Origin of the sequence: Rhodanobacter sp. KK11 (assembly GCF_033345435.1) — a bacterium.
Lineage (GTDB): Bacteria > Pseudomonadota > Gammaproteobacteria > Xanthomonadales > Rhodanobacteraceae > Rhodanobacter.
The window spans coordinates 461,840-486,357 of the sequence record NZ_JAWPMI010000004.1; the positions used below are offsets into that span (position 1 = coordinate 461,840).

At 69.1% G+C, this 24,518-nt stretch carries 24 protein-coding genes and 1 tRNA gene; 18 read left to right on the forward strand and 7 right to left on the reverse strand.

The genetic code is table 11. The features are described 5' to 3' along the window. Nucleotides 1–84 precede the first annotated feature (84 nt). The 4 genes from R5H19_RS12715 to R5H19_RS12730 all read left to right on the forward strand — a co-directional run bounded on the left by R5H19_RS12715 (nt 85) and on the right by R5H19_RS12730 (nt 1,830). Entirely contained in the window at nt 85–858 is a 774-nt protein-coding gene (locus tag R5H19_RS12715) for a class I SAM-dependent methyltransferase (protein WP_318159366.1), read from the forward strand. 99 nt (nt 859–957) lie between these two features. Then, nucleotides 958–1,143: an oxidoreductase-like domain-containing protein gene (locus tag R5H19_RS12720; RefSeq protein ID WP_318159367.1), complete on the forward strand. Its 186-nt coding sequence runs from the start codon at nt 958–960 to the stop codon at nt 1,141–1,143. Nucleotides 1,144–1,164: 21 nt separating this feature from the next. After that, the gene (locus R5H19_RS12725) at nt 1,165–1,638 is read left to right on the forward strand and encodes a GNAT family N-acetyltransferase (RefSeq protein ID WP_318159368.1); all 474 of its coding nucleotides are present in this window, start codon (nt 1,165–1,167) and stop codon (nt 1,636–1,638) included. Between the two features lie 60 nt (nt 1,639–1,698). Beyond that, complete coding sequence (locus R5H19_RS12730) at nt 1,699–1,830, forward strand: hypothetical protein (protein ID WP_318159369.1); 132 nt, start codon at nt 1,699–1,701, stop codon at nt 1,828–1,830. A gap of 153 nt (nt 1,831–1,983) precedes the next feature. On the opposite strand, the gene R5H19_RS12735 is transcribed toward R5H19_RS12730, so the two are convergent. Beyond that, on the reverse strand, nt 1,984–2,847 hold the full coding sequence (locus tag R5H19_RS12735) for an HDOD domain-containing protein (protein ID WP_318159370.1): 864 nt from the start codon (nt 2,845–2,847) through the stop codon (nt 1,984–1,986). 606 nt (nt 2,848–3,453) lie between these two features. Between R5H19_RS12735 and R5H19_RS12740 the strand changes: the two genes are divergently transcribed. Beyond that, nucleotides 3,454–4,452 (forward strand): LLM class flavin-dependent oxidoreductase, encoded by a 999-nt coding sequence (locus tag R5H19_RS12740; protein WP_318159371.1) that lies wholly within the window; start codon nt 3,454–3,456, stop codon nt 4,450–4,452. An 84-nt stretch (nt 4,453–4,536) separates the two neighbouring features. After that, nucleotides 4,537–5,394 (forward strand): PA4780 family RIO1-like protein kinase, encoded by an 858-nt coding sequence (locus R5H19_RS12745; RefSeq protein ID WP_318159372.1) that lies wholly within the window; start codon nt 4,537–4,539, stop codon nt 5,392–5,394. A 98-nt stretch (nt 5,395–5,492) separates the two neighbouring features. Here R5H19_RS12745 and R5H19_RS12750 read toward each other — a convergent pair whose 3' ends face one another. The 3 genes from R5H19_RS12750 to R5H19_RS12760 form a co-directional block, all read right to left on the reverse strand. After that, nucleotides 5,493–5,927: an FKBP-type peptidyl-prolyl cis-trans isomerase gene (locus R5H19_RS12750; RefSeq protein ID WP_318159373.1), complete on the reverse strand. Its 435-nt coding sequence runs from the start codon at nt 5,925–5,927 to the stop codon at nt 5,493–5,495. A 77-nt stretch (nt 5,928–6,004) separates the two neighbouring features. Then, nucleotides 6,005–6,562: a YaeQ family protein gene (locus R5H19_RS12755; protein ID WP_318159374.1), complete on the reverse strand. Its 558-nt coding sequence runs from the start codon at nt 6,560–6,562 to the stop codon at nt 6,005–6,007. Between the two features lie 102 nt (nt 6,563–6,664). Beyond that, nucleotides 6,665–7,660: a DUF4892 domain-containing protein gene (locus R5H19_RS12760; RefSeq protein WP_318159375.1), complete on the reverse strand. Its 996-nt coding sequence runs from the start codon at nt 7,658–7,660 to the stop codon at nt 6,665–6,667. Between the two features lie 170 nt (nt 7,661–7,830). Here R5H19_RS12760 and R5H19_RS12765 point away from each other — a divergent pair, with 170 nt between their 5' ends. The 8 genes from R5H19_RS12765 (at nt 7,831) to R5H19_RS12800 (ending at nt 17,895) form a co-directional block, all read left to right on the forward strand. Continuing rightward, the gene (locus tag R5H19_RS12765; RefSeq protein WP_318159376.1) at nt 7,831–8,397 is read left to right on the forward strand and encodes an ECF-type sigma factor; all 567 of its coding nucleotides are present in this window, start codon (nt 7,831–7,833) and stop codon (nt 8,395–8,397) included. Beyond that, nucleotides 8,394–11,054 (forward strand): serine/threonine-protein kinase, encoded by a 2,661-nt coding sequence (locus R5H19_RS12770; protein WP_318159377.1) that lies wholly within the window; start codon nt 8,394–8,396, stop codon nt 11,052–11,054. Before R5H19_RS12765 ends, R5H19_RS12770 begins: the two co-directional genes overlap by 4 nt. 104 nt (nt 11,055–11,158) lie before the next feature. Then, complete coding sequence (locus R5H19_RS12775) at nt 11,159–12,427, forward strand: YadA-like family protein (RefSeq protein ID WP_318159378.1); 1,269 nt, start codon at nt 11,159–11,161, stop codon at nt 12,425–12,427. Between the two features lie 113 nt (nt 12,428–12,540). Then, nucleotides 12,541–13,428, forward strand: a complete 888-nt coding sequence (locus R5H19_RS12780) for a pseudouridine synthase (RefSeq protein ID WP_318159379.1) — start codon at nt 12,541–12,543, stop codon at nt 13,426–13,428. Between the two features lie 103 nt (nt 13,429–13,531). Further along, nucleotides 13,532–15,541 carry an oligopeptide transporter, OPT family gene (locus R5H19_RS12785; protein ID WP_318159380.1) on the forward strand — a complete coding sequence of 670 codons (2,010 nt, stop codon included), beginning with the start codon at nt 13,532–13,534 and terminating at the stop codon, nt 15,539–15,541. A gap of 64 nt (nt 15,542–15,605) precedes the next feature. Further along, entirely contained in the window at nt 15,606–16,676 is a 1,071-nt protein-coding gene (locus R5H19_RS12790) for a methyltransferase (protein WP_318159381.1), read from the forward strand. After that, nucleotides 16,673–17,377 carry a 16S rRNA pseudouridine(516) synthase gene (locus tag R5H19_RS12795; protein WP_318159382.1) on the forward strand — a complete coding sequence of 235 codons (705 nt, stop codon included), beginning with the start codon at nt 16,673–16,675 and terminating at the stop codon, nt 17,375–17,377. Before R5H19_RS12790 ends, R5H19_RS12795 begins: the two co-directional genes overlap by 4 nt. A 32-nt stretch (nt 17,378–17,409) precedes the next feature. Then, a complete protein-coding gene (locus R5H19_RS12800; protein ID WP_318159383.1) occupies nt 17,410–17,895 on the forward strand; it encodes a hypothetical protein in 486 nt (161 codons plus the stop codon). A gap of 9 nt (nt 17,896–17,904) precedes the next feature. On the opposite strand, the gene R5H19_RS12805 is transcribed toward R5H19_RS12800, so the two are convergent. Both R5H19_RS12805 and R5H19_RS12810 read right to left on the reverse strand, forming a co-directional pair. Further along, nucleotides 17,905–18,237, reverse strand: coding sequence for a YkgJ family cysteine cluster protein (locus tag R5H19_RS12805; protein WP_318159384.1), 333 nt, complete (start codon nt 18,235–18,237; stop codon nt 17,905–17,907). A gap of 58 nt (nt 18,238–18,295) precedes the next feature. Then, complete coding sequence (locus R5H19_RS12810; protein ID WP_318159385.1) at nt 18,296–18,886, reverse strand: DUF1415 domain-containing protein; 591 nt, start codon at nt 18,884–18,886, stop codon at nt 18,296–18,298. 387 nt (nt 18,887–19,273) lie between these two features. Here R5H19_RS12810 and R5H19_RS12815 point away from each other — a divergent pair, with 387 nt between their 5' ends. Together R5H19_RS12815 and R5H19_RS12820 are read left to right on the forward strand one after the other, a co-directional pair. Continuing rightward, nucleotides 19,274–20,317 carry a transglycosylase SLT domain-containing protein gene (locus R5H19_RS12815; protein WP_318159386.1) on the forward strand — a complete coding sequence of 348 codons (1,044 nt, stop codon included), beginning with the start codon at nt 19,274–19,276 and terminating at the stop codon, nt 20,315–20,317. Nucleotides 20,318–20,384: 67 nt separating this feature from the next. Further along, on the forward strand, nt 20,385–21,944 hold the full coding sequence (locus R5H19_RS12820) for a YdiU family protein (RefSeq protein ID WP_318159387.1): 1,560 nt from the start codon (nt 20,385–20,387) through the stop codon (nt 21,942–21,944). 47 nt (nt 21,945–21,991) lie between these two features. Here the strand turns inward: R5H19_RS12820 and R5H19_RS12825 are convergent. Continuing rightward, nucleotides 21,992–22,068: transfer RNA gene (locus tag R5H19_RS12825), tRNA-Arg, on the reverse strand. 517 nt (nt 22,069–22,585) lie between these two features. On the opposite strand from R5H19_RS12825, the gene R5H19_RS12830 reads away from it, so the two are divergent. Together R5H19_RS12830 and R5H19_RS12835 are read left to right on the forward strand one after the other, a co-directional pair. Further along, on the forward strand, nt 22,586–24,121 hold the full coding sequence (locus R5H19_RS12830) for an aldehyde dehydrogenase family protein (protein WP_318159388.1): 1,536 nt from the start codon (nt 22,586–22,588) through the stop codon (nt 24,119–24,121). An 89-nt stretch (nt 24,122–24,210) separates the two neighbouring features. Beyond that, a complete protein-coding gene (locus R5H19_RS12835; RefSeq protein ID WP_318159389.1) occupies nt 24,211–24,513 on the forward strand; it encodes a DUF4190 domain-containing protein in 303 nt (100 codons plus the stop codon). Nucleotides 24,514–24,518: the final 5 nt, after the last annotated feature.

Below are 24,518 nucleotides of genomic sequence, written 5' to 3' on the forward strand. Positions count from 1 at the left end.
CTGCGCCGCCATGCCGGGCGGCACGCGCCCGCCGCCACGATTCGGGAGCACAATCGGAGTTGCCCGTCACTGTGGAGATATGCCATGCGTCCGACCGTGCTTGCCCTGTTGCTGACTCTTGCGCTGCCTTCGGTGGCGTTGTGCAAAGTTCCCGAGGCGCATGGCGGCGCGGTCAGCGCCGCAGTGAAGAAGGCGTTGGACGACCCGGCCCGCCAGGCCGACAAGGCGGACGACGCCCGCCGCAAGGTGGCCCAGGTGATGGCCTTCGCCGAAGTGAAGCCGGGCCAGAAGGTGCTGGAGCTGGTGCCGGGAAGCGGCTACTGGACGCGCGTGTTCAGCGCCATCGTCGGCCCGCAGGGGCACGTCTACACCGTGTGGCCGAAGGAGATGGAGAAGTACTCCGCCGAGAGCTACGCCGAGTGGCAGAAGCTGGTGGCCACGCCGCACTACGCCAACGTGAGCCTGCTGCCGCAGGCGGCCGCCGCGCTGAGCGTGCCCGAGCCGGTGGACGTGGTATTCACCGCGCAGAACTACCACGACTACCACGACTCGTTCATGGGGCCGGTAGACATGGGCAAATTCGACAGGCAGGTCTACGACGCGCTCAAGCCCGGCGGCCTGTTCGTGGTGATCGACCACGCCGCACCGGCCGGTTCCGGCCTGGCCGACACCGACACCCTGCATCGCATCGACCCGGCGGTGGTGAAGCAGGAAGTGGAAGCGGCCGGCTTCGTCTTCGACGGCGAGAGCGGCGCGCTGCGCAATCCGGCCGACGCGCACGACCGCAAGGTGTTCGACAAGTCGATACGCGGCCACACCGACCAGTTCATCTACCGCTTCCGCAAGCCGGCGAAATGACCCGGTTCGCCACGGCAGCTTGAGTCGCGGTGGCGATCGGCGGCACCATCGTGTCCCGGGCGGAGCGTTCGCCCGGAACACGAAGCCATCTGGAGTGCCGTGAATCCCGCCCATCCTGCACCGTCGAGCTTCGATCCGGCCGATCCGCCGCCGCAGCGCCCGAGCGAGCCGGACGCCGCCGATTGCTGCGGCGAGGGTTGCGTGCGTTGCGTCTACGACGTCCACGAAGAGGCGCTCGAACGTTACGAGGCGGCGTTGGCGGCGTGGCGCGCCCGTCATCCCTGAAGCGTGCGTTCCGGCCCCGCCATGGTCATCCGATACCGCCTCGCCAGTCCACCGGATGCGCTCGCGATCGGCGTGCTGGCGCGCCGGGTGACGCGGCGCTGGATCCTGCCGGAGCAGCCGGCGAGTGCGGCGCGGCCGCTGTTGCTGGGCATGCGCACACGGGTGATCCGCGGGAAGATCCTGGCTGGCCAGCGCTTCCATCTGGCGTGGCAGGACGACGGGCGCCTGGTCGGCGTGGCGGCCATGCGCGAGGATTCCCACTTGTTCCAGTTCTTCGTCGCGACCCGCATGCACGGTCACGGCATCGCGCGCCGGCTGTGGCAGCGCACCATGCGCGATGCGGTGCGGCGCGCCGGTACGCGCCACTTCACCTTGAACGCTTCGGCCATGGCAGTGCCGGTGTACCTGCATTTCGGCTTCGTGCCCAGTGGGCCGCTGACGATCAGCAGCACTGGACTGGTCGTGCAGCCGATGCATCTCGATCGGCCATCATGAAACGGCGGAAGGGTGCCGGGCGGGTGCCGGCACTGCGGCGATCGACGAGAGGTTGGATGCATGGACGGGAGCGACGAAAGTACGGCCACGGGCAAGCCGGGCCGCTTCGCCCACTTGCGCTGGCTGGCGCGGATCATCCGGCACCCTTTGGCGACCCTGCTGCTGGTCCAGCTGGGTGGCCTGCTGCTGTAACCGTTCATCGTGCACACGCGCCCGGCGCGGGCGCTGCTCGGTGCGTTCGGCGTGCTGGTGCCGGGGTTGGCGGTCTGGATGGTGCGGCGCACGCGCGGGCGCGCCTGGGTCAGCGCCAGCATCGCCGTACTGGCGCTGCGGATCGCGGAGTGCTCAGGCGTCCGGGAAATGGCGCTGGAGATCCTGCTGGCAGCGAGCCACCAGGCTGGGGACGAAGACCTCGGGCCAGCCCTGGCTGAGGTCCGGCTCGTCGGCAAGCTGCTTGTGTTCGGCCAGCAGCCGGGCCATCGCCAGCAGGTCGGCCACGGCCAGGGCATTGCCCAGCGGTGACGCTGCCGGCATCGCCGGGGCCAGGCGTTCCGCCAGCGCGTCGATCACCCGCGGCGGCAGTTCCCAGTGCTGCGCCACCTGCAGCGAAAGCCGCGCGGCGAGTCTGGCACAGCCGGCGAGGAAGCCGGATGAAAGCGACTCGCCGTCGGCGGCAGGCTGCACGGGGTCCAGCAGGCGCACCACGGCGCCGTCGCCGGCGTGGCAGACGATGCCCGCCAGGTACGCCTCAAACCCATCGCAGCCGCTGTTCCTGCCGAGCCAGGCGCAGGCGTGCGCACAGCGCTCGGCGTGATGCCACAGGCGCTCGCCGGCGGCGTGGCCGAACGCGCCGGCGTGGGCCTGCAGGATGGGTTTCATCACATGCTGGGTGAGTACCCGGCGCAAACCGTCCTGGCCCAGCACCACCACCGCCTGTTGCAGACTGGTGATCGGTTGTGCCGCACGGTAGTGCACGCTGCCGGTGACCCGCATGATCTCGCCGACCATCAGCGGATCGCGGCCGATCAGCCTGGCCAGCTCGCCGCCGCCGGCCTTGTCGTTTTTCAGTGCGCGCAGCAGCTGCGGCAGCACCGTCGGCAGACGCGGCAGGCTGCGCACGTCGAAGCGGGCGCCGAGCCGCTCCAGCCGCTTGAGCGTGGCAAGCTCGGACGCGCGAGGTTCGTCGGCGTCGCTGTCGGGAAGGCTCAATACGAAACGGTGGAAGCGGTCCGCGACATCCGCCAGCGGCACCACCGGCCGAGTCGCCGGAGCGACCAGGGATGCCCGTGCGGGCGTCGCGGTGGCTGGCCGCGCGCGGCTTGCCTGAGCCGTTGGTTGCCGGCCGCGAAAAATGCGCCGCCACATGTTCCCCATGTTCCGTGACCCTCGTCCGCGAGCGCCGATTCCTGGGCAACCCGTTTCGGGCTATCGGCGGCGGGCCGGGAAAATTTAGCCCGGGCAGGAGGAGCCGGCCGCGGGCGGGCACGACGCGGTGCAGGTCAGCGTGCCGCGACGCTACCCCTGCGCCACGATGCGGAGGGGTCGGCCTACTTGCCCTTTTTCTTTTCCTGCTTGGCGGCCCGCTTTTCCTTCAGGGTCTTCGCGGGTTTCTTCTTCTCGTTCTTCTTCGAGTCCATGCCCTTGCTCATGCTGCTCTCCCGGTATGGTTGGATGACGGCGACACGTGACGCTTGACACGCGGCAAGTCTAGGCTGTTTCGGCATCTGGGGGCGAGCTGGCGGGCGGCTGCAGGCACCGGTGGCAATTCGCGCGACAGCCCCCACATCGAGGCCATCCCTTTGGCAAGAGCCCGACATGATCCCGTTTTCCATCCTCGACCTGGCGCCGGTCACCGAAGGCAGCGACGCCAGCCAGGCGTTCCGCAACACGCTCGACCTGGCCCGGTTGGCCGAACGGCTCGGCTACCGCCGCTACTGGCTGGCCGAGCACCACAACATGCCGGGCATCGCCAGCGCGGCGACGGCGGTGCTGATCGGCCACGTGGCCGGCGGTACCTCGACCATCCGCGTCGGTGCCGGCGGCATCATGCTGCCGAACCATGCGCCGCTGCAGGTGGCCGAGGCGTTCGGCACGCTGGCCTCGCTGTACCCGGGGCGGATCGACCTGGGCCTGGGCCGCGCGCCCGGCACCGACCAGCCCACCGCAAGGGCGCTGCGCCGCTACTTCGACAGCGCCGAGGCGTTTCCGCAGGACGTGCTGGAACTGCTCGGCTATTTCGAACCGGCCACGCCCGGCCAGCCGGTGCGCGCCGTACCGGGCGCCGGCGTCGAGGTGCCGGTGTGGTTGCTCGGTTCCAGCCTGTTCGGCGCGAAGCTTGCCGCGCAGCTCGGCCTGCCGTACGCGTTTGCCTCGCACTTCGCGCCGGACGCGATGGACGAGGCGCTGGCGCTGTACCGGCGCGATTTCCGCCCGTCGGCACGGTTGCGGCAGCCGTACGCGATGCTGGGCCTGAACGTGGTGGCCGCCGGCAGCGATGCCGAGGCGCGGCGGCTGTTCACCACCCAGCAGCAGAGCTTCATCAACCTGCGCCGCGGCAAGCCGGGGCTGATCCCGCCGCCGATCGACGACATCGAGGCGTACTGGACGCCGCCGGAGAAGCTGATGGTGGAGCGCGCGCTGGCCTGCGCGGTGGTCGGCGACGCCGGCACGGTGCAGGAGGGCATCGCGGCATTCATCGCCCGGCACCGGCCGGACGAACTGCTGCTCACCGCCAACGTGTTCGAGCACGCGGCGCGGCGGCATTCGTTCGAGATCGCGGCGGCGGCGCGCGATCGGCTGTCGGCTGCGAACTGAGCGCCGCGGCCGCGACAACCCGGGCAGGGGCGCCGATCGGCCATAATGGGCGTTATTCCACGAAACCTTGAAGTTCCCCCACGCATGAAAACTCCCCAGGGCCTGCAGACGCTGATCGAAGAGGGCGTGATCGATCAGGTGCTGCGACCGCTGAAGAGCGGCAAGGAAGCCTCCGTCTTCGTCGTCCGCTCGGGCGAGGACATCCGTTGCGCCAAGGTCTACAAGGACATGGCGCAGCGCAGTTTCCAGGCACGCGTGCAATACCAGGAAGGGCGCAAGGTGCGCGGCAGCCGGCAGATGCGCGCGATGGGCAAGGCGACCAAGTTCGGCCGCAAGGAGGCCGAGGCCGCCTGGAAGAATGCCGAGGTCGATGCGCTGTATCAGCTCACCGCCGCCGGCGTGCGCGTGCCGAAACCCTATGGCTATTTCAATGGCGTGCTGGTGATGGAGCTGGTCACCGATGCGGACGGCTACTCCGCGCCGCGTCTCGGTGAAGTGGAATTGTCAGCGGACACCGCGCGCGAGTACCACCGCTTCCTGATGCGGCAGGTCGCGCGCATGCTGTGCGTGGGGCTGATCCACGGCGACCTGTCGGAGTACAACGTGCTGGTGGGGCCGGAGGGTCCGGTGATCATCGACCTGCCGCAGGCGGTCAGCGCATCCGGCAACAACGCGGCGCGCGCGATGCTGCGGCGTGACGTGGGCAACATCACCATCAGCCTGTCGCGCTTTGCGCCGGAGCTGCTGGATACGTATTACGGCGAAGAGATGTGGGCGCTGTACGAACTGGGCGAGCTGCATCCGGACAGCGAGCTCACCGGCCATTTCGAGTTCGACGAAACCATCGCCGACGTCGACAGCGTGATGCAGTCGATCATCGACGCGCGGGAAGAAGCGATCATCCGTCAGCAGGGGCGTGAGGCGGCGGCACGGGGCGACTGACTGGCGACACCGATGCTTCGTGGGGCAGGCACCGCCCGCCGCTCCTCGACAAGGTCACGCGAAGCAGAAGCCGGCGGGCAGTGCCCGCCCTACGGACCTCAGGGCGTGCTGACGTCGATCAGTTCCACGTCGAACACCAGCGAGGCGTTCGGCGGGATGTCGGCGCCGGCACCGCGGGCGCCATAGCCGAGTTCGGCGGGAATCAGCAGGGTGCGCTTGCCGCCGACCTTCATGCCGACCACGCCCTGGTCCCAGCCGTCGATCACCCGGCCGGCACCGAGCGTGAAGTTGAACGGTGCGCCGTGGTCGTACGAGCTGTCGAACTTGGCGCCGTGCTTGTCCTTCGCGTTTTCGTCATACAGCCAGCCGGTGTAGTGCACCAGCACGTCCATGCCGGCTTTCGCTTCGGCGCCGGTGCCGACCTTCTGGTCGATCACGGTGAGCTTGTCGACCTGTCCGTTGGCGTGGGCTTGCGGCGGGGTGCTGCAGGCGGCGAGGGCGAAGACGGCAAGCAGGGGCAACAACCAGCGCATGGATGACTCCGGGAAGAGGGATGGGATCGGCTGGTGGATTATGCGGGAAACCGCCGCGGGATGGCCGGCGGTGGGCCTCAGCTCACCAGTTCGGCCGCGACCATGCGCTTGAGCGGATCGACGGCGACCGCATCCGTCTCGTTCATCAGTTGCAACTGGCCGTCCTGTACCAGTACCTGCAGGCGCATGCCACGCTGCAGCAGGGCGACCAGTTCGGCCACGGTGCGAGCGGGGATGTCGAGCACGGTGAGGTTCTTGTTGCGGCTGAGTGGCGCACCGACCTTGTTCCACCAGATCTCCGCCGCGTTGCCGCCGTAGCTGACCACCACCACCTGGCGCGAGCGGCCGCAGGCCTTGCGGATGCGCGTCTCGTCGGGCTGACCGACCTCGATCCACAGCTCGATCTCGTCGGTATACGCCTTGCGCCACAGCGCCGGCTCGTCCTCGTCGCTGAGGCCCTTGCCGAACTCCAGCCGATCCTCGGCGTACAGCGCGAACGCGAGCAGGCGCACCATCAGGCGCTCTTCGGTTTCCGACGGGTGTCGCGCCAGGGTCAACGCATGGGTGGCGTAGTAATGCCGGTCCATGTCGCTGATCTGCAGTTCGACCTTGTAGATGGTGGCGTTGAGGGCCATGGGCGTGCCTTGAGACAACAAGCCCGCCATTCTACGCGCTGGCGATGATCGGAGCCCGGCCCGCGCTGGTCAGCGCGCGGCGCCAGGCTCCGGTCACGATGTTCAGCGGGCCTGCGGCGACGTTGCGATATCCACCAGCTCCACCCGCCGGTTCTGCGCGCGGCCGGCTTCGCTGCGGTTGCTGGCCACCGGTGCCGCCATGCCGATGCCGATGGGCGTCAGCCGTGCGCGATCGATCCCGTGCTGCGTGGCCAGCGCGGTGGCGATCGATTGCGCACGCCGCGTCGACAGATCGCGGTTGTGCTCCATGCTGCCCTGCGCATCGGTGTGGCCCACCACCAGCACCTTCAGCCGCGGCTGCTGCTTGAGCAGGGCGGCGATCTGTTGCAGTTGCGCGGCCGAGTCGCTGCGCATGCTGTCCTTGTCGGTGTCGAACAGGATGCCGTAGATCGCCACGCGGCCTTCCTGGTCGAGCTTGCGCTGCAGGTCGCCGGCGTCCAGCACCACCATGTGCTGCTCCATCGGCTTCAGCTCGACCACGTCCAGCTGGACCATGGCGCGATGGCGGTTGGGACCGCCGCCGGACTTGTTGAAGACCACATAGACCGAGGCATACACGTCGCCCTCGGTGCGCTGCAGGCGCGAGGCGACATAGCGCTGCTCCTGCGGATAATCGCCGAACAGCGAGTACAGCTCGCCGCCACTGGCCGCCAGGTTGAAATTGCGCCCGCCGCAGGCTTCGGCCGCGCACTCGAACAGCGGCTTGAAGCCGGCCGCCTGCAGTGCCTGTTCGATATTGCGGAACACTTCCAGCGTGGCGCGCTCGGCCGGCGCGCGGTAGCTGATGCGGGTGAGCCGGCCTTCCAGCGGCAACGTCGACGACAGGTTCTTCTGCAGGCCGCCATGCGTCCTGGCCGGCGCATTCAGCAACGCGTGGCTGGCAAACGCGTGCTGCTCGTAGCGCACGATCTCGGCGCCCTGGTAGCGCGGCAGCAGCGGATGATCGGCACTGCCGCGGACATCGGCGGCGCCGGCCGTGCCGGTGCCCAGCAACAGCAGTGCGAACAACGTCATTCTGGTGAGGGTGGCGACGGGCATGATTCCTCCGGGTTCCTGTCCAGTGGCGGTTCCGGCGCCGGTTTGGCGCTCTCCCGCAGGATAAACGCGAAAGCGCGCCAAAACGTGCCAGCACGACCTTCCGGGACACGTACTGCAGGTAGACTCCGGCCGAGGGGGCTGCCGGAAGCGGCGGCACAAGGGGACGAGGCATGGCGGAGATCACGCAGTTGCTGGCGCGGGCACGGAGCGGCGAGCCGGAACGGCTGGCCGAGGTATTTGCCGTGCTGTATCCGGAGCTGCGCCGGCTGGCGCGTTCGCGGCTGGCCACGGCGGAAGCCACGCTGACGCCGACCGTGCTGGTGCATGAGGCGTTCCTGCGCCTGACTGGCAGCGGCAGCCTGAACTTGAACGATCGCCAGCATTTCTTCGCCTGCGCGGCACGCGCGATGCGCTCGATCGTGGTCGACGCAGCCCGTCGCCGGCATGCGCTCAAGCGTGGTGGCATGCAGGCCGACCTCACCCTGACCGACCGGCTGATGCCGCACATTGCCGCCGACGACGAGGTATTGGCGCTGGACGCGGCGCTGGAGCTGCTGCGCGAGCACAGCCCCCGGCAGATGGAAGTGGTCGAGTTGCGCTACTTCGCCGGCTTCGGCTTCGCCGAGATCGCCGAGTTGCACGGCAGCTCCGAACGCACCGCCAAACGCGAATGGGAGCGCGCGCGGGCCTTCCTGTATGCGCAGCTCGAGCCCGGCACGGCGCTGGCACCGCCATGACCATGCCCGCATCGGAACGCGAACTCTGGGTGCGCGCCGATGCGCTGCTTGACCGCTTGCTGGATCTCGCCGAACCCGAGCGCGCCCCGACGCTGGCGGCGATGTCGCTGCCGCCCGAACTGCTCGATCGCGTACAGCGCCTGTTGCGCGCGCATGCCCGCTCCGGCGCGCTGGAGCAACCGCTGCCGTGGGTCGCGGATGGCGAATCGGCGGGCGAGCGTGCGGCCGGCGGCATGGTCGGTCGCGCGATCGGTGGCTGGGAACTGCAGCGCGAGCTCGGCCGCGGCGGCATGTCGGTGGTCTACCTGGCCTGCCGCGGCGAAGGCGCGCATCGCCAGCGCGCCGCCCTGAAACTGCTGACCCTGGGCGCGCTGGCCGGCGATGGCCTGCGGCGTTTCCGCCACGAGCAGGCGATCCTGACGCGGCTGAACCATCCGCACATCGCCCATCTGCACGAAGCCGGCGAAACCGCCGACGGCACGCCGTACCTGGTGATCGAGCTGGTCGAGGGCGAGCGCATCGACCAGTGGTGCGATGCGCGTTGCCTGTCGGTGCGCGAGCGCGTGGCGCTGGTGCTGGATGTGTGTGCGGCGCTGGCCTATGCGCATCGCAACCTGGTCGTGCATGCCGACCTGAAACCGTCCAACGTGCTGGTCGATGGCGAGGGCCACGTGCGGGTGGTGGATTTCGGCATCGGCCGCCTGCTCGACGAGGAACTGATCGAGGCCACCCAATCGCGGGCGCGCGCGCTGACGCCGCAGTACGCCGCGCCCGAGCAGCTGGCCGGCGCGCGCGCCACCACGGCGGCCGACGTGTTCGGCCTGGGTGCCTTGTTGTATCGGCTGTTGTGTGGCCGCCCGCCGCGGCCGGCGGCGCACGGCAGGGCGATCACGGCGCCGTCGCGGGTGCCGGCGGAGGGCGATCAGGCGCAGCAGCGCGGTCGCGCGCGCAGCCTGGCCGGCGACCTGGATACGGTATTGATGAAGGCGCTGGCGGAGGAACCGGAGCGGCGTTATTCCTCGGTGGAGGCATTGGCCCACGACCTGCGTGCATGGTGCGAACGGCGCCCGGTCGCGGCGCGGCCACCCAGCGTGCGCTACTGGCTGGCGCGCTTCGTGGCCCGGCATCGTGCCGCGGTGGCCACGGCGGCGCTGGTGCTTGCGCTGTTCACCGCCGGCGCGGTGCAGGTGGTGATCCAGCGCAACCACGCGCAAGAGCAGGCGCGGCGTGCGGTGATCGTGCGCGATTTCCTGTCCGGGGTGTTCCTCTCGGCCGAAGCTTCCAGCGGCAAGGTGCCCGATGCGCTCGATCTGCTGGGGCAGGGTTCCGCACGCGCGCGCAGCGAGCTGCTGCAGCGCGACCCGCGCGCGGCCGCCGACGTCCTGCTGATTACCGGTGGCGCGCGCATCGCGCTCAACGATTTCGATCGCGCGCAGCAGGATCTTGCACTGGCCCTGCGCACGCTGCAGGCGATCGATCCGCCGCCGGCATACGAACTGTCCCAGGTGCACCTGGAGTTCGGCCGGCTGCATCGGGTACGCGGGCCGCTGGATGTGTCGATCGCGCACTTCCGCCAGGCGCTGGACTGGGTGCGGCGGGCGCGCGCGCCCGCCGCTGATCGCCTGTCGGCGGAACTCCTGCTGGCCGCCGCCTTGTCCAAGACCGACCAGCGCGACGACGCCCAGCAGCGTCTGCGCCAGCTGGCGACGGAAATTCCCGCTGCCGGACTGGCCAGCACGCAGTTGCACATGGATGCGCTCAATGCGCTGTCGGCGAGCCTCGCCAAAAGTGCTCGTGCCGATGACCGCGCCGAGCGTCTCGAACTGCACGCGCAGCGCCTGGAGGTGGCGCGTCGGCTGTACGGCGAGAACGATGGCACGTACGCGTTCCACCTGGCCGATTCGGTACCCAGCTATCGCAATGCCGGGCAATTGGATCGCGCCGAGGCGCTGGCACGGCAGGCGCTGGCGATCACCGACCGCATCTACGACAAGCCGCACATGTATGCCGCGGTAGCTGCGTGCAACCTGGCCGCGGTGCTGCAGCAGCGTGGCGACCTGCTGGGCGCGCTGTCCTGGTACGACCGCAACATCGCCATCGACGAGGCGCTGGATCGCAACGACGTGCATGCCGAGTCGTGTCGCTACAACCGTGCCTACAGCCGTGCCGGCACCGGCGATTTCGAGGGTGCCCGCCGTGACCTGCACACCGATCGCATCATGCTGGGAAAACTCGACAACGGCGCGGCCTACTGGTTGAGGAACTGCGGCATGGAAGCCTCGGTGCTGTTGCGCCAGGCCCGGCCGGCGGCGGCGACCGCACTGCTGGACACCTGCGCGGCGACGCATGCTTCCGATTCCGCGGTGGTTTCCGCCGAATTCCTGCTTGCCCGTGCCGAACTGGCGCATTTGCATGGCGATGCGGCCAACGCCTCCGCCCTGCTGGCGGACCTGCGCGAACGCCAACCGCCCAGCGCCACCAGCCGCAGCTGGATGCGTGTGTGGATGCTGTCGCTGCTGCATGCGTCGAGGATCGGCGATACCGCCATGCTGGGGAGTTTTCGCGATGACTTGCGCGATTATTCCGGCGATCCCGTCCAGGGCCAGTGCATGGCCGAAGCCACGCTCGCCATCGAGACCTGCCTGGCCTTGCCCTAGGAGCGTGGCACTTTCTTTCCCGTTTTCGCGTTTGTCCTTCCGGGGAGCAGCACGGCGTGCTGCAGCGACCATACCGAAGGGCCATCCGGCCGGGAGAGAACAGCATGAACATGAGGTACAGGAACGCGCTGGCGGCAGCCTTGCTGCTGGCGCTGTCGACCACCGGCACGGCATGGGCGGGGGACACCTGCGAACTGAGCGACGGCGCCCCTGGCACGGAATACAACGGTGGTGCCCTCGCGGCGCCGAGCATGATATCGCTCGCCTGCGGCGAGAGCAGCTCCGCGGTCGAAGGTGGCGTGGCGATCGGCGGGGCGTCTTCGGCGTTGGGCAACAACTCCACCGCGGTGGGGAGCTCGGCCACCGCTTTGGGTACCACGAGCAGCGCGTTCGGCTTTGGCAGCTACGCCGCCGGGGCGAACGGCACCGCCATCGGCTACAACGCCAGTGCTTACGAAGACGCCCTGGCGGTCGGCACCCGCAGCACCGCCAGGCAGAACGGCACGGCGCTGGGCAACGACAGCAAGGCCAATGCGGAAGGCGCCACGGCGGTCGGCCTGCTCAGCAGCGCGGCCGGCTACGACAGTACCGCCATGGGCTTGCGCAGCGACGCGCGTGCCGACGCCGCCACCGCCGTCGGCGCCCGCGCCGTCGGTGCGGGGGTGCAGGCCTCGAGCTATGGCTACGCCAGCCAGGGTATGGGCAACTACAGCACCGCGATGGGTGCGCAATCGCGTGCCGAAGGCGTCGGCAGCGTGGCCGTCGGCATGAGCGCGGTCACTGCCGGTGCCCAGGCGGTCGCCATCGGCCAGAACAGCTCGGCGACCGCGGATCGGTCGGTGGCGCTGGGCATCATGTCGGTGGCCGACCGGAGCAATACGGTCTCGGTGGGGCGTGCCGGCGATGAACGCCAGATCGTCAACGTCGCCGACGCCACGCAGGCTACCGACGCCATCAACCTGCGCCAGCTCGACGCGGCGATGGAGACCGCCGAAACCTATGCCGATGCCGGTGACGTGCGTGCCTTGTCGGCGGCGCAGGCGTATACCGACCGGCAGCTGGCCGCGCTGGGCGTCGGCGAGGAGTTCAATCGCTTCCGGGGCGAGGTCAACGACCGTTTCGCCAGCCAGGACGGTCGCATCGACCGCATCGGCGCGCTCGGTGCGGCCATGGCCGGCATGGCATCCAGCGCCTCGGCAGTGAGCGCCAGCAACACCCGCCTGGGTATGGCCGTCGGCAGCTATCGCGGCAGCGGTGCGGTGGCGATGGGCGTGCAGCACGCGTTCTCCTCGAAGGTGGCGGTGACCTTCGGAGCCGCGCTGGCTGGCCATGGCGACACCAGCGCCACGGTCGGCCTGGGCATCGGCCTGTAACAGTTCGTCGACGGCTGCCACCCCGGCAGGGGAGCGGCATGTTGCATCGGGCGGTGGCTGGCGCGGACCCCGCGCCAGCCACCGGTCTGGTGACGGACTAGACTGCGGCGGGCATGCCCCAGCCCACGCCATCCTTCGTCCGCGACGTCCATGCCAGTACCGTGCATCTTCCGGCGGGTGGCTGGACGACGGCGCTCGATGCCCTGTGCGCGCAGTTCGCCGCCATCAGCCGCGAGCAGTGGCTGGACCGCATCGTGCGCGGGCGCGTGCTGGACGGGCAGGGCGTCGCGATCACGTCGCAGACGCCGTATCGCGCGGGCATGCGCATCCACTATTACCGCGAGGTGATGGACGAGCCGGTGATTCCGTTCACCGAAACCGTGCTGCATGTCGACGAGCATCTGGTGGTGGCCGACAAGCCGCATTTCCTGCCAGTGACCCCGGCCGGCGGCTTCGTCGAGCAGACCCTGCTGCGCCGGTTGATGCGCCGGCTGGACAATCCCGCGCTGGTGCCGCTGCACCGGATCGATCGCGCCACTGCCGGGCTGCTGCTGTTTTCGGCGAATCCGGCCAGCCGCGCGGCGTACCAGGCGCTGTTCCGCGAGCGGCGGATAGACAAGCGTTACGAGGCGCTGGCGCCTGCACTGCCGGGTGCGTCGTTCCCGCTGCTGCGTCGCTCGCGCATCGTGGCGGGCGAACCGTTCTTCCGCATGCAGGAGGTCGATGGCGAGCCGAACACCGAGACGCGGATCGAGGTGACCGCGCGCGGCACCGATGGCTGGCGCTATGCGCTGCATCCGGTGACGGGCCGCAAGCATCAACTGCGCGTGCATATGGCCGCGCTGGGCGCGCCGATCTGCGGCGATACGCTGTATCCGGTACTGACCGACAAGGCCGCCGATGATTACCGGCGGCCATTGAAGCTGCTGGCGCGCAGCCTGGCCTTTGCCGACCCGCTGACCGGGAAGTCGCGCCGGTTCGAGAGCCGGATGGTGTTGTGAGCGATGGCCGGATCGGGTCGGTTTTCCCGCACTGCGGTGAGCATGTGCGACCATTCCACGTTATCTTCCACCGCTTCATCCAGCCAGTCAGGGGACACCATTCGTGAGCGTACAGCCAGTGTCCAGCGCGTCGCCGCGCGTCGAGTTCACCCTGCGCGGGGTGATCATCGGCATCGTGATCACCGTGGTATTCACCGCGGCCAACGTGTTCTTCGGCCTCAAGGCCGGCCTTACCTTCGCCACCTCGATCCCGGCGGCGGTGATCTCGATGGCCATCCTGCGCTCGCTGAAGAACTCGACCATGCAGGAGAACAACATCGTGCAGACGGTGGCCTCGGCCGCCGGCACGCTGTCCTCGATCATTTTCGTGCTGCCCGGCCTGATCATCATCGGCTGGTGGAACGGGTTCCCCTTCTGGATGTCGTTCGGCATCTGTGCCACCGGCGGCATCCTCGGCGTGATGTACACCATCCCGCTGCGCCGCGCGCTGGTCACCGACTCGGACCTGCCGTACCCGGAAGGCGTGGCCTGCGCCGAGGTGCTCAAGGTGGGCTCCAGTTCGGAGGAGGCGGCCGGGTCGGTGGAATCCGGCGGCGCGGGGCTGAAGGCGGTGGTCGCCGGCGCGGTCGTCTCGGCGGCGTTCTACGTGATCGTGCAGACCAAGTTGTTCGCCGCCGCGGTGTCCAGCTACTTCCGCGTAGGCGACAAGGGCGCCGCCACCGGTTTCGATTTCAGCCTGTCGTTCGCGCTGTTCGCGGTGGGCCACCTGGTCGGCCTGTGGGTGGGCGTGGCGATGCTGGTGGGTGCCTTGATCGGCTGGGGCTGGGCGGTGCCGCACTTCCTGCTGCTGCACCCGGCCGACGGCGCCGCCGACGCGGTGGCGCAGGGTGCGTGGAGCCATTACGTGCGCTTCGTCGGCGCCGGCACCATCGGCGTGGCGGCGATCTGGACGCTGGCCAAACTGGTCAAGCCGGTGATCGGCGGCCTGGCTGGCGCGATGGCTGCCTCGCGCGTGCGCAAGGCCGGTCAGCTGGCCACGCTGCCGCGCACCGAGCACGACATGCCGATCGGCGTGGTCGGCCTGATCACCCTGCTGTGCCTGATCCCGGTGGCGTGGCTGCTGGGCCACTTCAGCAACATCAGCGGGCTGGGCGAACACACCGTGCTGCTGGTGGTCGGCGGCGTGCTGTTCGTGGTGATCCTGAGCTTCCTGGTCTCTGCCGTGTGCGGTTACATGGCCGGCCTGATCGGTTCGAGCAACAGCCCGCTGTCGGGCGTGGGCATCCTGGTGGTGATCATCGCCGCGCTGCTGCTGGTGCTGGGCGTGAAGTCGATGCTGCCGGAGGAGGCCGGCAAGGCGCTGGTGGCGTTCGCGCTGTTCATCACCGCGATCGTGTTCGCGGTGGCCTCGATCGCCAACAACAACCTGCAGGACCTCAAGACCGGCCAGCTGGTCGACGCCACGCCCGCGCTGCAGCAATGGGCGCTGGTGATCGGCGTGATCGCCGGCGCGCTGGTGATCCCGCCGGTGCTGGACCTGCTCAATCAGGCCTACGGCTTCCTCGGCGCACCGGGCGTGGATCCCGCGCGTGCGTTGCCGGCGCCGCAGGCCGGGCTGATCTCGGCGCTGGCGCAGGGCGTGATCACCGGCAATATCGACTGGAGCCTGATCACCATCGGCGCGGCGATCGGCGTGGGCATCATCGTGCTGGACGAGGCGCTGGCGCGCACCGGCAAGTCGATGCGGCTGCCGCCGCTGGCGGTGGGCCTGGGCATCTACCTGCCCACCTCCACCACGCTGATGGTGGTGGTCGGCGCACTGGTCGGCGCGTGGTTCGACAAGCGCGCCGAGCGTGGTCCGCGGCCCGAACCGACCAAGCAGCTCGGCGTGCTGCTGGCTTCCGGCCTGATCGTGGGCGAGAGCCTGCTCGGCGTGATCGTGGCGGCGCTGGTGGCGTTCTCCGACAAGCTGGGCTTCGCCGACCGCAACGCGCCGCTGGCGCTGGTGGGCGAGAATTTCCACGTCGCCGCGATCTGGATCGGCGGCGTGCTGTTCGTGGCGGTGACCTGGGCGATGTACCGCTGGATCGGCCGAATGGGCCGGGCGGTGTAGGTCGCGGCGGCGCGCCGGCCGCCACGTACAATGCCGCCACTGTTCGAGGTGTGGAAGGGATGACGTGACTGCCGGCGGATTTTTCGCGGCCGCGCCGGATGCGGCGCTGGCGGCCCTGTTTGTACCGTTCGAGGCTGGCGAGCTGCAGTTGCCGGCGGACGGTCGCGCGCTGTTCCTGCGCGCCCGCACCGGGGCGCGCCTGCGCGAGATGGCGCAGCCCGGCTGGCTGTGCGAGCAGAGCTTCCTGCCGTTCGCCGACGAATTGGGCCGCTGCGGCCTGCGCGTGGGCGAAGCGACCGCCGATGAAAAATTTCCGCTGGTGCTGCTGCTGCCGCCGCGCCAGCGCGAGGAGGCGCGCGCGTTGTTCGCCCGCGCGCTGACACACGTGGCGCCGGGCGGCACGCTGCTGGCCGCGATGCCGAATGCCGAAGGCGCGAAGTCGGGCGAGGCGGACCTGGCGAAACTGGCCGGCGCCGTGCAGCACCTGTCCAAGCACAAGTGCCGCGTGTTCTGGTGCACGCCGTCGCCGGGTGGCATCGACCAGGATCTGCTGGCCGCATGGCTGGCGCTGGACGCGCCGCGCACGATCGCCGACGGCTATGTCAGCCGCCCCGGCCTGTTCGCCTGGGACCGCATCGACCGCGCCTCGGCGCTGCTGGCCGAGTACCTGCCGGCGGACCTGCACGGTCGCGTGGCCGATCTCGGCGCCGGCTACGGCTATCTGTCCGCGCAGGTCGTGGCGCGTTGTCCGCGGGTCGATGCGCTCGACCTGTACGAGGCCGAGGCCCGCGCGCTGGAGCCGGCGCGGGCGAACCTGGCGCGGGCGGTGCGGGAAAGCGGCCACGCCGTCGCGGTGGCGGTGCACTGGCACGACGTGACCCGCGGCCTGACGCAACGCTATGACGCCGTCGTCAGCAACCCGCCGTTCCACCAGGGGCGCGCCGACCTGCCCGAGCTGGGCCGCGCATTCATCGTCAGTGCGGCCGGGGCGCTGCTGCCGGCGGGCCGGCTGTTGATGGTGGCGAACCGGCATCTGCCGTACGAGGCGGTGCTGGCTTCGCGTTTCCATGACGTGCGCACGCTGGCCGTGCAGGAAGGATTCAAGGTGATCGAGGCGACAGGGGTACGCGGATGAAACTGGTCAAGCTGATTGCGAACCTGGGCTACGGCAGCCGCAAGGACGTGACCCAGCTGTTCCGCTCCGGGCGCATCACCGACGCCGCGGGCGAGGTGCTGTACGCCGACGACGTGGTGCCGTACGAGACCATCCGCGTCGACGACGAACCGCTCGATCCGCCGCCCGGGCTGACCCTGATGATGAACAAGCCGCTCGGCGTCACCTGCTCGCGCAAGGACCCGGGGCGCGTGGTGTATGACTTGCTGCCGCCGCGCTACCGCGTGCGCTCGCCGGCGCTTTCAACGGTGGGCCGGCTCGACCGCGACACCTCGGGCCTGCTGCTGTTCACCGACGACGGCGCGTTGCTGCACCGGATCATTTCGCCGAAGGCGAATGTGGCCAAGGTCTACGAGGCCACCCTGGCACAGGACCTGCGCGGCGACGAAGGCGCGTTGTTCGCCAGCGGCACGCTGCTGCTGGAAGGGGAAACCACCCCGCTGGCGCCCGCCGCGCTGGAGGTGCTGGGGCCGCGCCACGTGCGCCTCACCGTCACCGAAGGCCGCTACCACCAGGTGCGCCGCATGTTCGCTGCCACCGGCAATCACGTCGAGACGCTGCAGCGGATATCGATCGGCGCGCTGGCGTTGGGCGCATTGCCGCCGGGCGAATGGCGCGTGCTCGATGCCGGCGAGGTCGCGCCGGTTTTCAGCAATCCATAACCACCATCCACGAATTTCGAGGGACCGTCGCGATGCGTTACTTGCTCGGTGCGTTTGCTGGCGTGCTGTTCCTTATTGTGCAACCTGCTATCGCGAAAGAGGGCACCGCAAACTGCCCGGCACTGAGGTTTGAACGCAGGCAAGTCATCCCGTTGCGGGATTTTGGGCGTTTGGCAGTGGACACGAAGTCCACCGAAGGCGGCGCCGGAACTGTCGTATTCAGGTTCTTCGATGTGGAAGATCGCCCGAGCCGTGGTAGCGCACACGCGGTGGGGTTGGTCTATGCCCGATTGGGGGACTTGGGCGAAACGCCGGTGGGTGGTTATCTCTGGATGACGGGTGCCAACGAGATCGAAGTGGCCGAGTCGATCCTTGAAGAAGGGGATGGCAAAACAGCATCCATGACGTTCACGACCCACCGGAACCCACCAGGTTGTCCGGTAGCGTCATCCACGTTCACGTTGAAACCGGATGGGAGGTTTTACGTGGACGGTGACCTGACCGGTACGGTCAGGTGATTTGCTCACCTACAGCACGCGTACCGCGGTGGGAATCGCGTTGCCGAACCATTTGTGCCGCTCGTCGCGGCAGCTCGGGCTGCCCATCGCGAACTTGCGGCAGATGGCAGGGCGGTCCGCGTAGATGGTGCAGCGGGAAGTGTTCGGGTCGACCGCGGCGCACCAGCCGTCCTCGCCCTTGGCCAGGATCGCCATGCCGTGCTCGTCATGATCGACCAGCCAGGCGGGCACCCGGTCCTCGGGCATCAGCACCACGGTGAGGCGGCAGCACACGGCTTCGCAGGTCGTGCATTGCACGCTGGGGTCGACGCTTTCGGCGTAGGGGTCGGGGATATTTTTCACTCGTCAGTGTGACAGCTTCGCCTGACGCGAGTGTGAACTCCGGGTTGGATGGCTGTGTTCAATCCGTGTCGTTGCGCCACAGCTTTTGCCAGCCATCGATGCCCAGCCGTTGCAGCGTCTCGATGTTGCGCCGGTAAATGCTGTCGGTGTCGCTCATCGTTTCCATCGCGCGCTCGATGCTGGTTTCGCGCAGCAGGTGCAGCATGGGGTACGGCGAGCGGTTGCTGAGGTTCTCGATGTCGTCGGGCGCGCTGTCGGCGAACTGGTAATGGGGATGGAAGCTGGCCACCTGCCATTCGCCCTGCAGCCCCAGCGTCTGCAAGGCGGCATCGGCGACGTCGAGGAAGTCGTTGTAGTCGAGGAAGTCGCCGAGCACGAACGGGTGGACCAGCAGGCCGGTCTCGCACTCGTCCGGAGACAGTGCGTTGAGCGACTGCAGTTCGCCGCACAGATCGTCGAGCAGCGCGTTGGTGTCGCGCGCATGGCTCACCCGCAGGCGCAGCTTGCCCTGCACGTGCGGGGCGCGGGCGAACGGGCACAGGTTCAGCCCGATCACCGCGCGCTCCAGCCAGCGCGTGGTCGCGGCGAGGTAGGGGGCGTCCTCGGGCAGCGCGTCGGCGTTGAGGTCGTTGGCGGGTGTCGGCTTCATGCGGTTTTCGCAGCGATCGGCAGCCGACTATAACGGCTGACCGGCGCACCGGTTCGGGTGTGCCGCACCGGCGCCATGCGTGAATGTCGTGCGGCCGGATGCGGGAACTGGCCGCGCAAACCTGATTTAATGGCGGACTTCGGCACCGCGAGCTGGCCGCGACCGTGCCTCTGAACAGGATTCCCCGTGGACGGCTCGACTCCCATGACCGCGGATGCCTCGCACGGCGGCAGCCACGGCTGCGCCGGGGTCGGTGGCCGGCATCCGGCCACGGGCGCCATGGCGGCGCGGAGCATGCTGCGGACGCCGGGTCGCGTCCATCTGATGGCGCCGGCGCGTTGGAAATGCGGCGATTCGTCGACATGCCGTCCCCTCGCCGCAACGGTCATGATACCGGCGCCGGCGCAGTGGATGCGTTCGCGGCGCGTGTCGGGGCGGCTACCCCCGCGTGCGCCGCAGCCGCAGGCGGAGCGCTGGCTGCTGCCGCCCACGTGGCCGCTGGAGGACTGGCACGCGGCGCTGGTCGCCAGCCTGCATCGGTTTGCCGGCATGCGCGTGCCGCCGTGGATGCGGGTGCCTCTGCCGGCGTGGTTCGGAGGGAAAAGCGTGCAGCGGCGCCGGCTGCTGGCGGGTGTGGCGATGAGCGCCGTCGCCGGCGTTGCCCTGGTGCTGCTGCGCTTCGGCATGGCGCACCCCGACACGGGATCGAGGCCGGCCAGCGAGACGCTCGCTGCACCGGCGCAGCCGGCATCGGCCATGCACGCGGCAGCCTTGCCGACCAGGCCCGCGCCCGCGCGGATGGCACCCGTGTCGACGGACGTGCCGGCGGTTTCGCCCACGGCCCGCCCCACGGCGGGCGCGGCCGAACGCAAGCTGCTGTCCGAAGTCAGCACGATGGACCTGATGATGCCGATCGAGGAACCCGACCTGGACATCACTTCGCGCGACAGCCTGTGGTCGGAGATCGGCAAGGCCTCCGGCGTCGATCCGCTGCTGCTGTACAGCATCGCCCTGGTGGAGTCGAAGGCGTTGTACCCGGACGGCAAGGTCGCGCCCACGCCGTGGCTGTTCCGCGTCAACGATCATCTGGTGCGTGGCGATCGCCACGACGTGCAGCTGGCGATGGCCGAGGCGAGCCAGTTCGGTTCGGCCGTGCAGGACGTCGGCATCATGCAGGTCTACTACCCGATGCACCGCGACGTGGTGCGCGACCCGCTGACCCTGCTCAATCCGCGCACCAACATCACCGTGGCCGCGAAGATCCTGCGCGACGGCATGCGCCAGACCCGCGACCGGGTGCTCGGCGTGGGCTACTACCACAGCCACACGCCGGCCCTGGCCAGAAATTACGGCACCGCGGTGATGACCGTCTACCAGCGGCTGCAGGCGATCCATCGTCCGGCACGCCGCGGGCGGACCGTGGCGCGCTGACTGCGTCGCGGCCTTGCATCGGGCCGACGGCGCCCGGATATAGGCTGCAGCTTTCCGAGGCGCGCCGATGCCCGATCTTCGTTTCGACAATGCGTTTGTGCGCGAGCTGCCCGGCGATGCGGAGCAGGGCGCGCGGCTGCGCCAGGTCGAGGGCGCGTTGTATTCGCGGGTCGACCCGACGCCGGTGGCCGCGCCGCGCCTGCTGGCGCATTCGGCGGAGATGGCGGCCGCGCTGGGATTCAGCGCCGTGGACGTGGCCACGCCGGAGTTCGCGCAGGTGTTTGGCGGCAATGCGCTGCTCGACGGCATGCAGCCGTACGCGGCCAACTACGGCGGGCACCAGTTCGGCCACTGGGCCGGGCAGCTCGGCGATGGTCGGGCGATTTCGCTGGGCGAGGTCGTCAACGATGCCGGTGAGCGTTGGGAACTGCAGCTGAAGGGTGCCGGGCTGACGCCGTATTCGCGTGGCGCGGACGGTCGCGCGGTGTTGCGTTCCTCGGTGCGCGAGTTCCTGTGCAGCGAGGCGATGCATCACCTCGGCGTGCCCACCACGCGCGCGCTGAGCCTGGTCGGCACCGGCGAGACGGTGCTGCGCGACATGTTCTACGACGGCCACGCCGCGCCGGAACCGGGCGCGATCGTGTGTCGCGCGGCGCCTTCGTTCATCCGCTTCGGCAACTTCGAGCTGCCCACCTCGCGCGGCGACATCGCGCTGCTGCGCCGGCTGGTCGAGTTCACCATCCGCCGCGATTTCCCGGAGCTCGACGGGCAGGGCGAGGCGCTGTACGCGGCATGGTTCACCCAGGTCTGCGAGCGCACCGCCAGGCTGATGGCGCACTGGATGCGCGTGGGTTTCGTGCACGGGGTGATGAATACCGACAACATGTCGATCCTCGGCCTCACCATCGACTACGGCCCGTACGGCTGGGTCGACGACTACGATCCGGACTGGACGCCGAACACCACCGACGCGCAGCGCCGCCGCTACCGCTACGGCCAGCAGCCGGACGTGGCGTGGTGGAACCTGAGCTGCCTAGCCGGCGCACTGGCGCCGCTGTTCGACGGCGTCGGAGCGCTGGAGGAAGGCCTGCAGCACTACGCCGCCACGTATGCCGCCGCCGACCGTGCCAACGTCGCCGCCAAGCTGGGCCTGGCCGAATGCCGCGACGACGACGTGGCGCTGATGCGGTCGCTGCAGTCGTCGATGCAGCAGGCCGAGGTCGACATGACGCTGTGGTTCCGCGCGCTGGCCGACCTCGATGCGCGGACGCCCACGCTGGCGCCGTTCGGCGAGGCGTTCTACGACGAAGCGAAGCGGCGCGCGGCGGAACCCGCGCTCGTCGACTGGCTGACCCGCTACGCGGCGCGGCTGGCCGATGACCCCTTGCCGCCGGAGCGGCGCCGCGAACGCATGCGCCTGGCCAATCCGCGCTACGTGCTGCGCAACTACCTGGCGCAGCAGGCGATAGACCGCGCGGAGCAGGGCGATCTCGCCGGCATCCACGAACTGCTCGACGTGCTGCGCCATCCGTACGACGACCAGCCCGGTCGCGAGGCGTATGCGGGCAAGCGCCCGGACTGGGCGCGGCACAAGGCCGGCTGCTCGATGTTGTCGTGCAGTTCCTGAGCCGCAAAGCACGAAGGCCGGCGTGGCCGGCCCTCGCTTGCGGTGACTGGTGCCCTCGAGACGATTCGAACGTCCGACCTGCCCCTTAGGAGGGGGCCGCTCTATCCAACTGAGCTACGAGGGCAGCGCCGGGATTTTCGCATGGATCGCGCCATGGTGCGATTGCGCACTGGTCGAAGAGCAGGATCAAGAGCGACCCCACCCCAACCCTCCCCTGCGTTGCAGGGGAGGGAGCACGGTACCTGGCTCCTCTCCTGCAGGCAGGGGAGGGAGCACGACGCCTGGCTCCTCCCCTGCAGGCAGGGGGAGGGAGCACGACGCCTGGCTCCTCCCCCTGCTTGCAGGGGGAGGTCGGGAGGGGGTTGCGCAGGGTTGCCGAAGAGCCGGACCAAGAGCGACCCCACCCCAACCCTCCCCTGCGTTGCAGGGGAGGTAGCACGGTACCTGGCTCCTCTCCTGCAGGCAGGGGAGGGAGCACGACGCCAGGCTCCTCCCCTCTGCAGGCAGGAGAGGGAGCGCGGCTTCTGGTTCTTGCCACAGCACGGCGGCAGGAACGAAGCCATGCCTGCCGGCCTGCTAGAATGGGCAATTGCCGATTCAACCCACGGCGCCCATGGGCGCCGCACGTCCAGGAGACATCCATGTCCCATGCAATCCTCAGCGCGCTCGGCCTCGATGGCGAGCAGTCCGGCGGCTACCTCGGCCAAGGCGAGTGGTCGAAGACCACCGATGCCGGCACCCTGCAGCCGGTGAACCCGGCCACCGGCGAAGTGCTCGGCACCGTGCATGCCTCCAGCGCCGCCGACTACGAAATCATCATCAAGCGCGCGCAGGAAGCGTTCAAAGTGTGGCGTACCACCCCGGCGCCGCGCCGCGGCGAGGCGGTGCGCCTGTGCGGCGAGGCGCTGCGCAAGCACAAGGACGCGCTCGGTTCGCTGGTCGCGCTGGAGATGGGCAAGATCAAGCCCGAGGGCGACGGCGAAGTGCAGGAGATGATCGACATCGCCGACTTCGCGGTGGGCCAGAGCCGCATGCTGTACGGCTACACCATGCACTCGGAGCGCCCCGGCCATCGCATGTACGACCAGTACCACCCGCTCGGCCTGGTCGGCATCATCAGCGCGTTCAACTTCCCGGTCGCGGTGTGGGCGTGGAACGCCATGCTGGCCACCATCGCCGGCGACATCTGCATCTGGAAGCCGTCGCCGAAGACGCCGCTGTCGGCGATCGCCACCCTCCGCATCTGCAACGACGCGCTGAAGGCCGGCGGCTTCCCCGACCTGTTCTTCCTGTTCAACGACGCCGGCAGCGACCTGGCGCAGGCCTTCGTCGACGACCGGCGCATCCCGCTGATCAGCTTCACCGGCTCGACCAAGGTCGGCCGCATGGTCGGCGAGCGCGTCGCCCAGCGCATGGGCCGCTCGCTGCTGGAGCTGGGCGGCAACAACGCGATCATCGTGGACGAGACGGCCGACCTTGCGCTGGCGATCCCCGGCATCGTGTTCGGCGCGGTCGGCACCGCCGGCCAGCGCTGCACCACCACCCGCCGCGTGTTCGTGCACGAGTCGATCCACGACAGCGTGGTCGATACCCTGGTCAAGGCGTACAAGCAGGTAGAGGGCAAGATCGGCGATCCCACCCTGGCCACCACGCTGATGGGCCCGCTGAACAGCCAGGAAGCGGTGCAGGGTTACCTGGCCGCGATCGAGAAGGCCAAGGCGGCCGGCGGCACTGTCGCCACCGGCGGCAAGGCGCTGACCGAGCGCAAGGGCAACTTCGTGCTGCCGACCATCATCACCGGCCTGAAGAACTCCGACGAGGTGGTGCAGACCGAGACGTTTGCACCGATCCTCTACGTGATGCCGTTCAAGACACTGGATGAAGCCATCGCGATGCAGAACGACGTGCCGCAGGGCCTGTCCTCGTCGATCTTCACCACCAACCTGAAGGCGGCCGAGCAGTTCCTGTCGGCGGCCGGTTCCGACTGCGGCATCGCCAACGTCAACATCGGCACCTCCGGTGCGGAGATCGGCGGCGCGTTCGGCGGCGAGAAGGAAACCGGCGGCGGCCGCGAATCGGGTTCCGATGCGTGGAAGGTCTACATGCGCCGGCAGACCAATACCATCAACTACTCCGACGCGTTGCCGCTGGCGCAGGGCATCAAGTTCGATTTCTGAGGGGATGAACAGGTCGCGGGCGGTTGGCCGCCCGCTGCCGGCGACGATGCACGACGGCGCTTCCACCTCTTGCCTGAGCGAGCGATCCGATGAGCTACCAACCATCCTACCGCCCGGGCACCGGCACCAGTTCGCTGGCCGTGGTGAGCCTGGTGTTCGGCATCCTGGCCTGGTGCGTGCTGCCGTTCGTGGGCGCGATCGTGGCGATCGTCTGCGGTCACCTGGCGCGCAGCGAGATTCGCCGCAGTCCGCTCGATGCCCGCACCGAGGGCGACGGCATGGCCGTGGCCGGGCTGGTGCTCGGCTACGTGCAGCTGCTGCTGGGCGTGCTGGTGGTGTTCGTGGTCGTCGCTGCACTGATCTTCGGTTTCGCCTTCTCGAACTGGCATTGATGCCC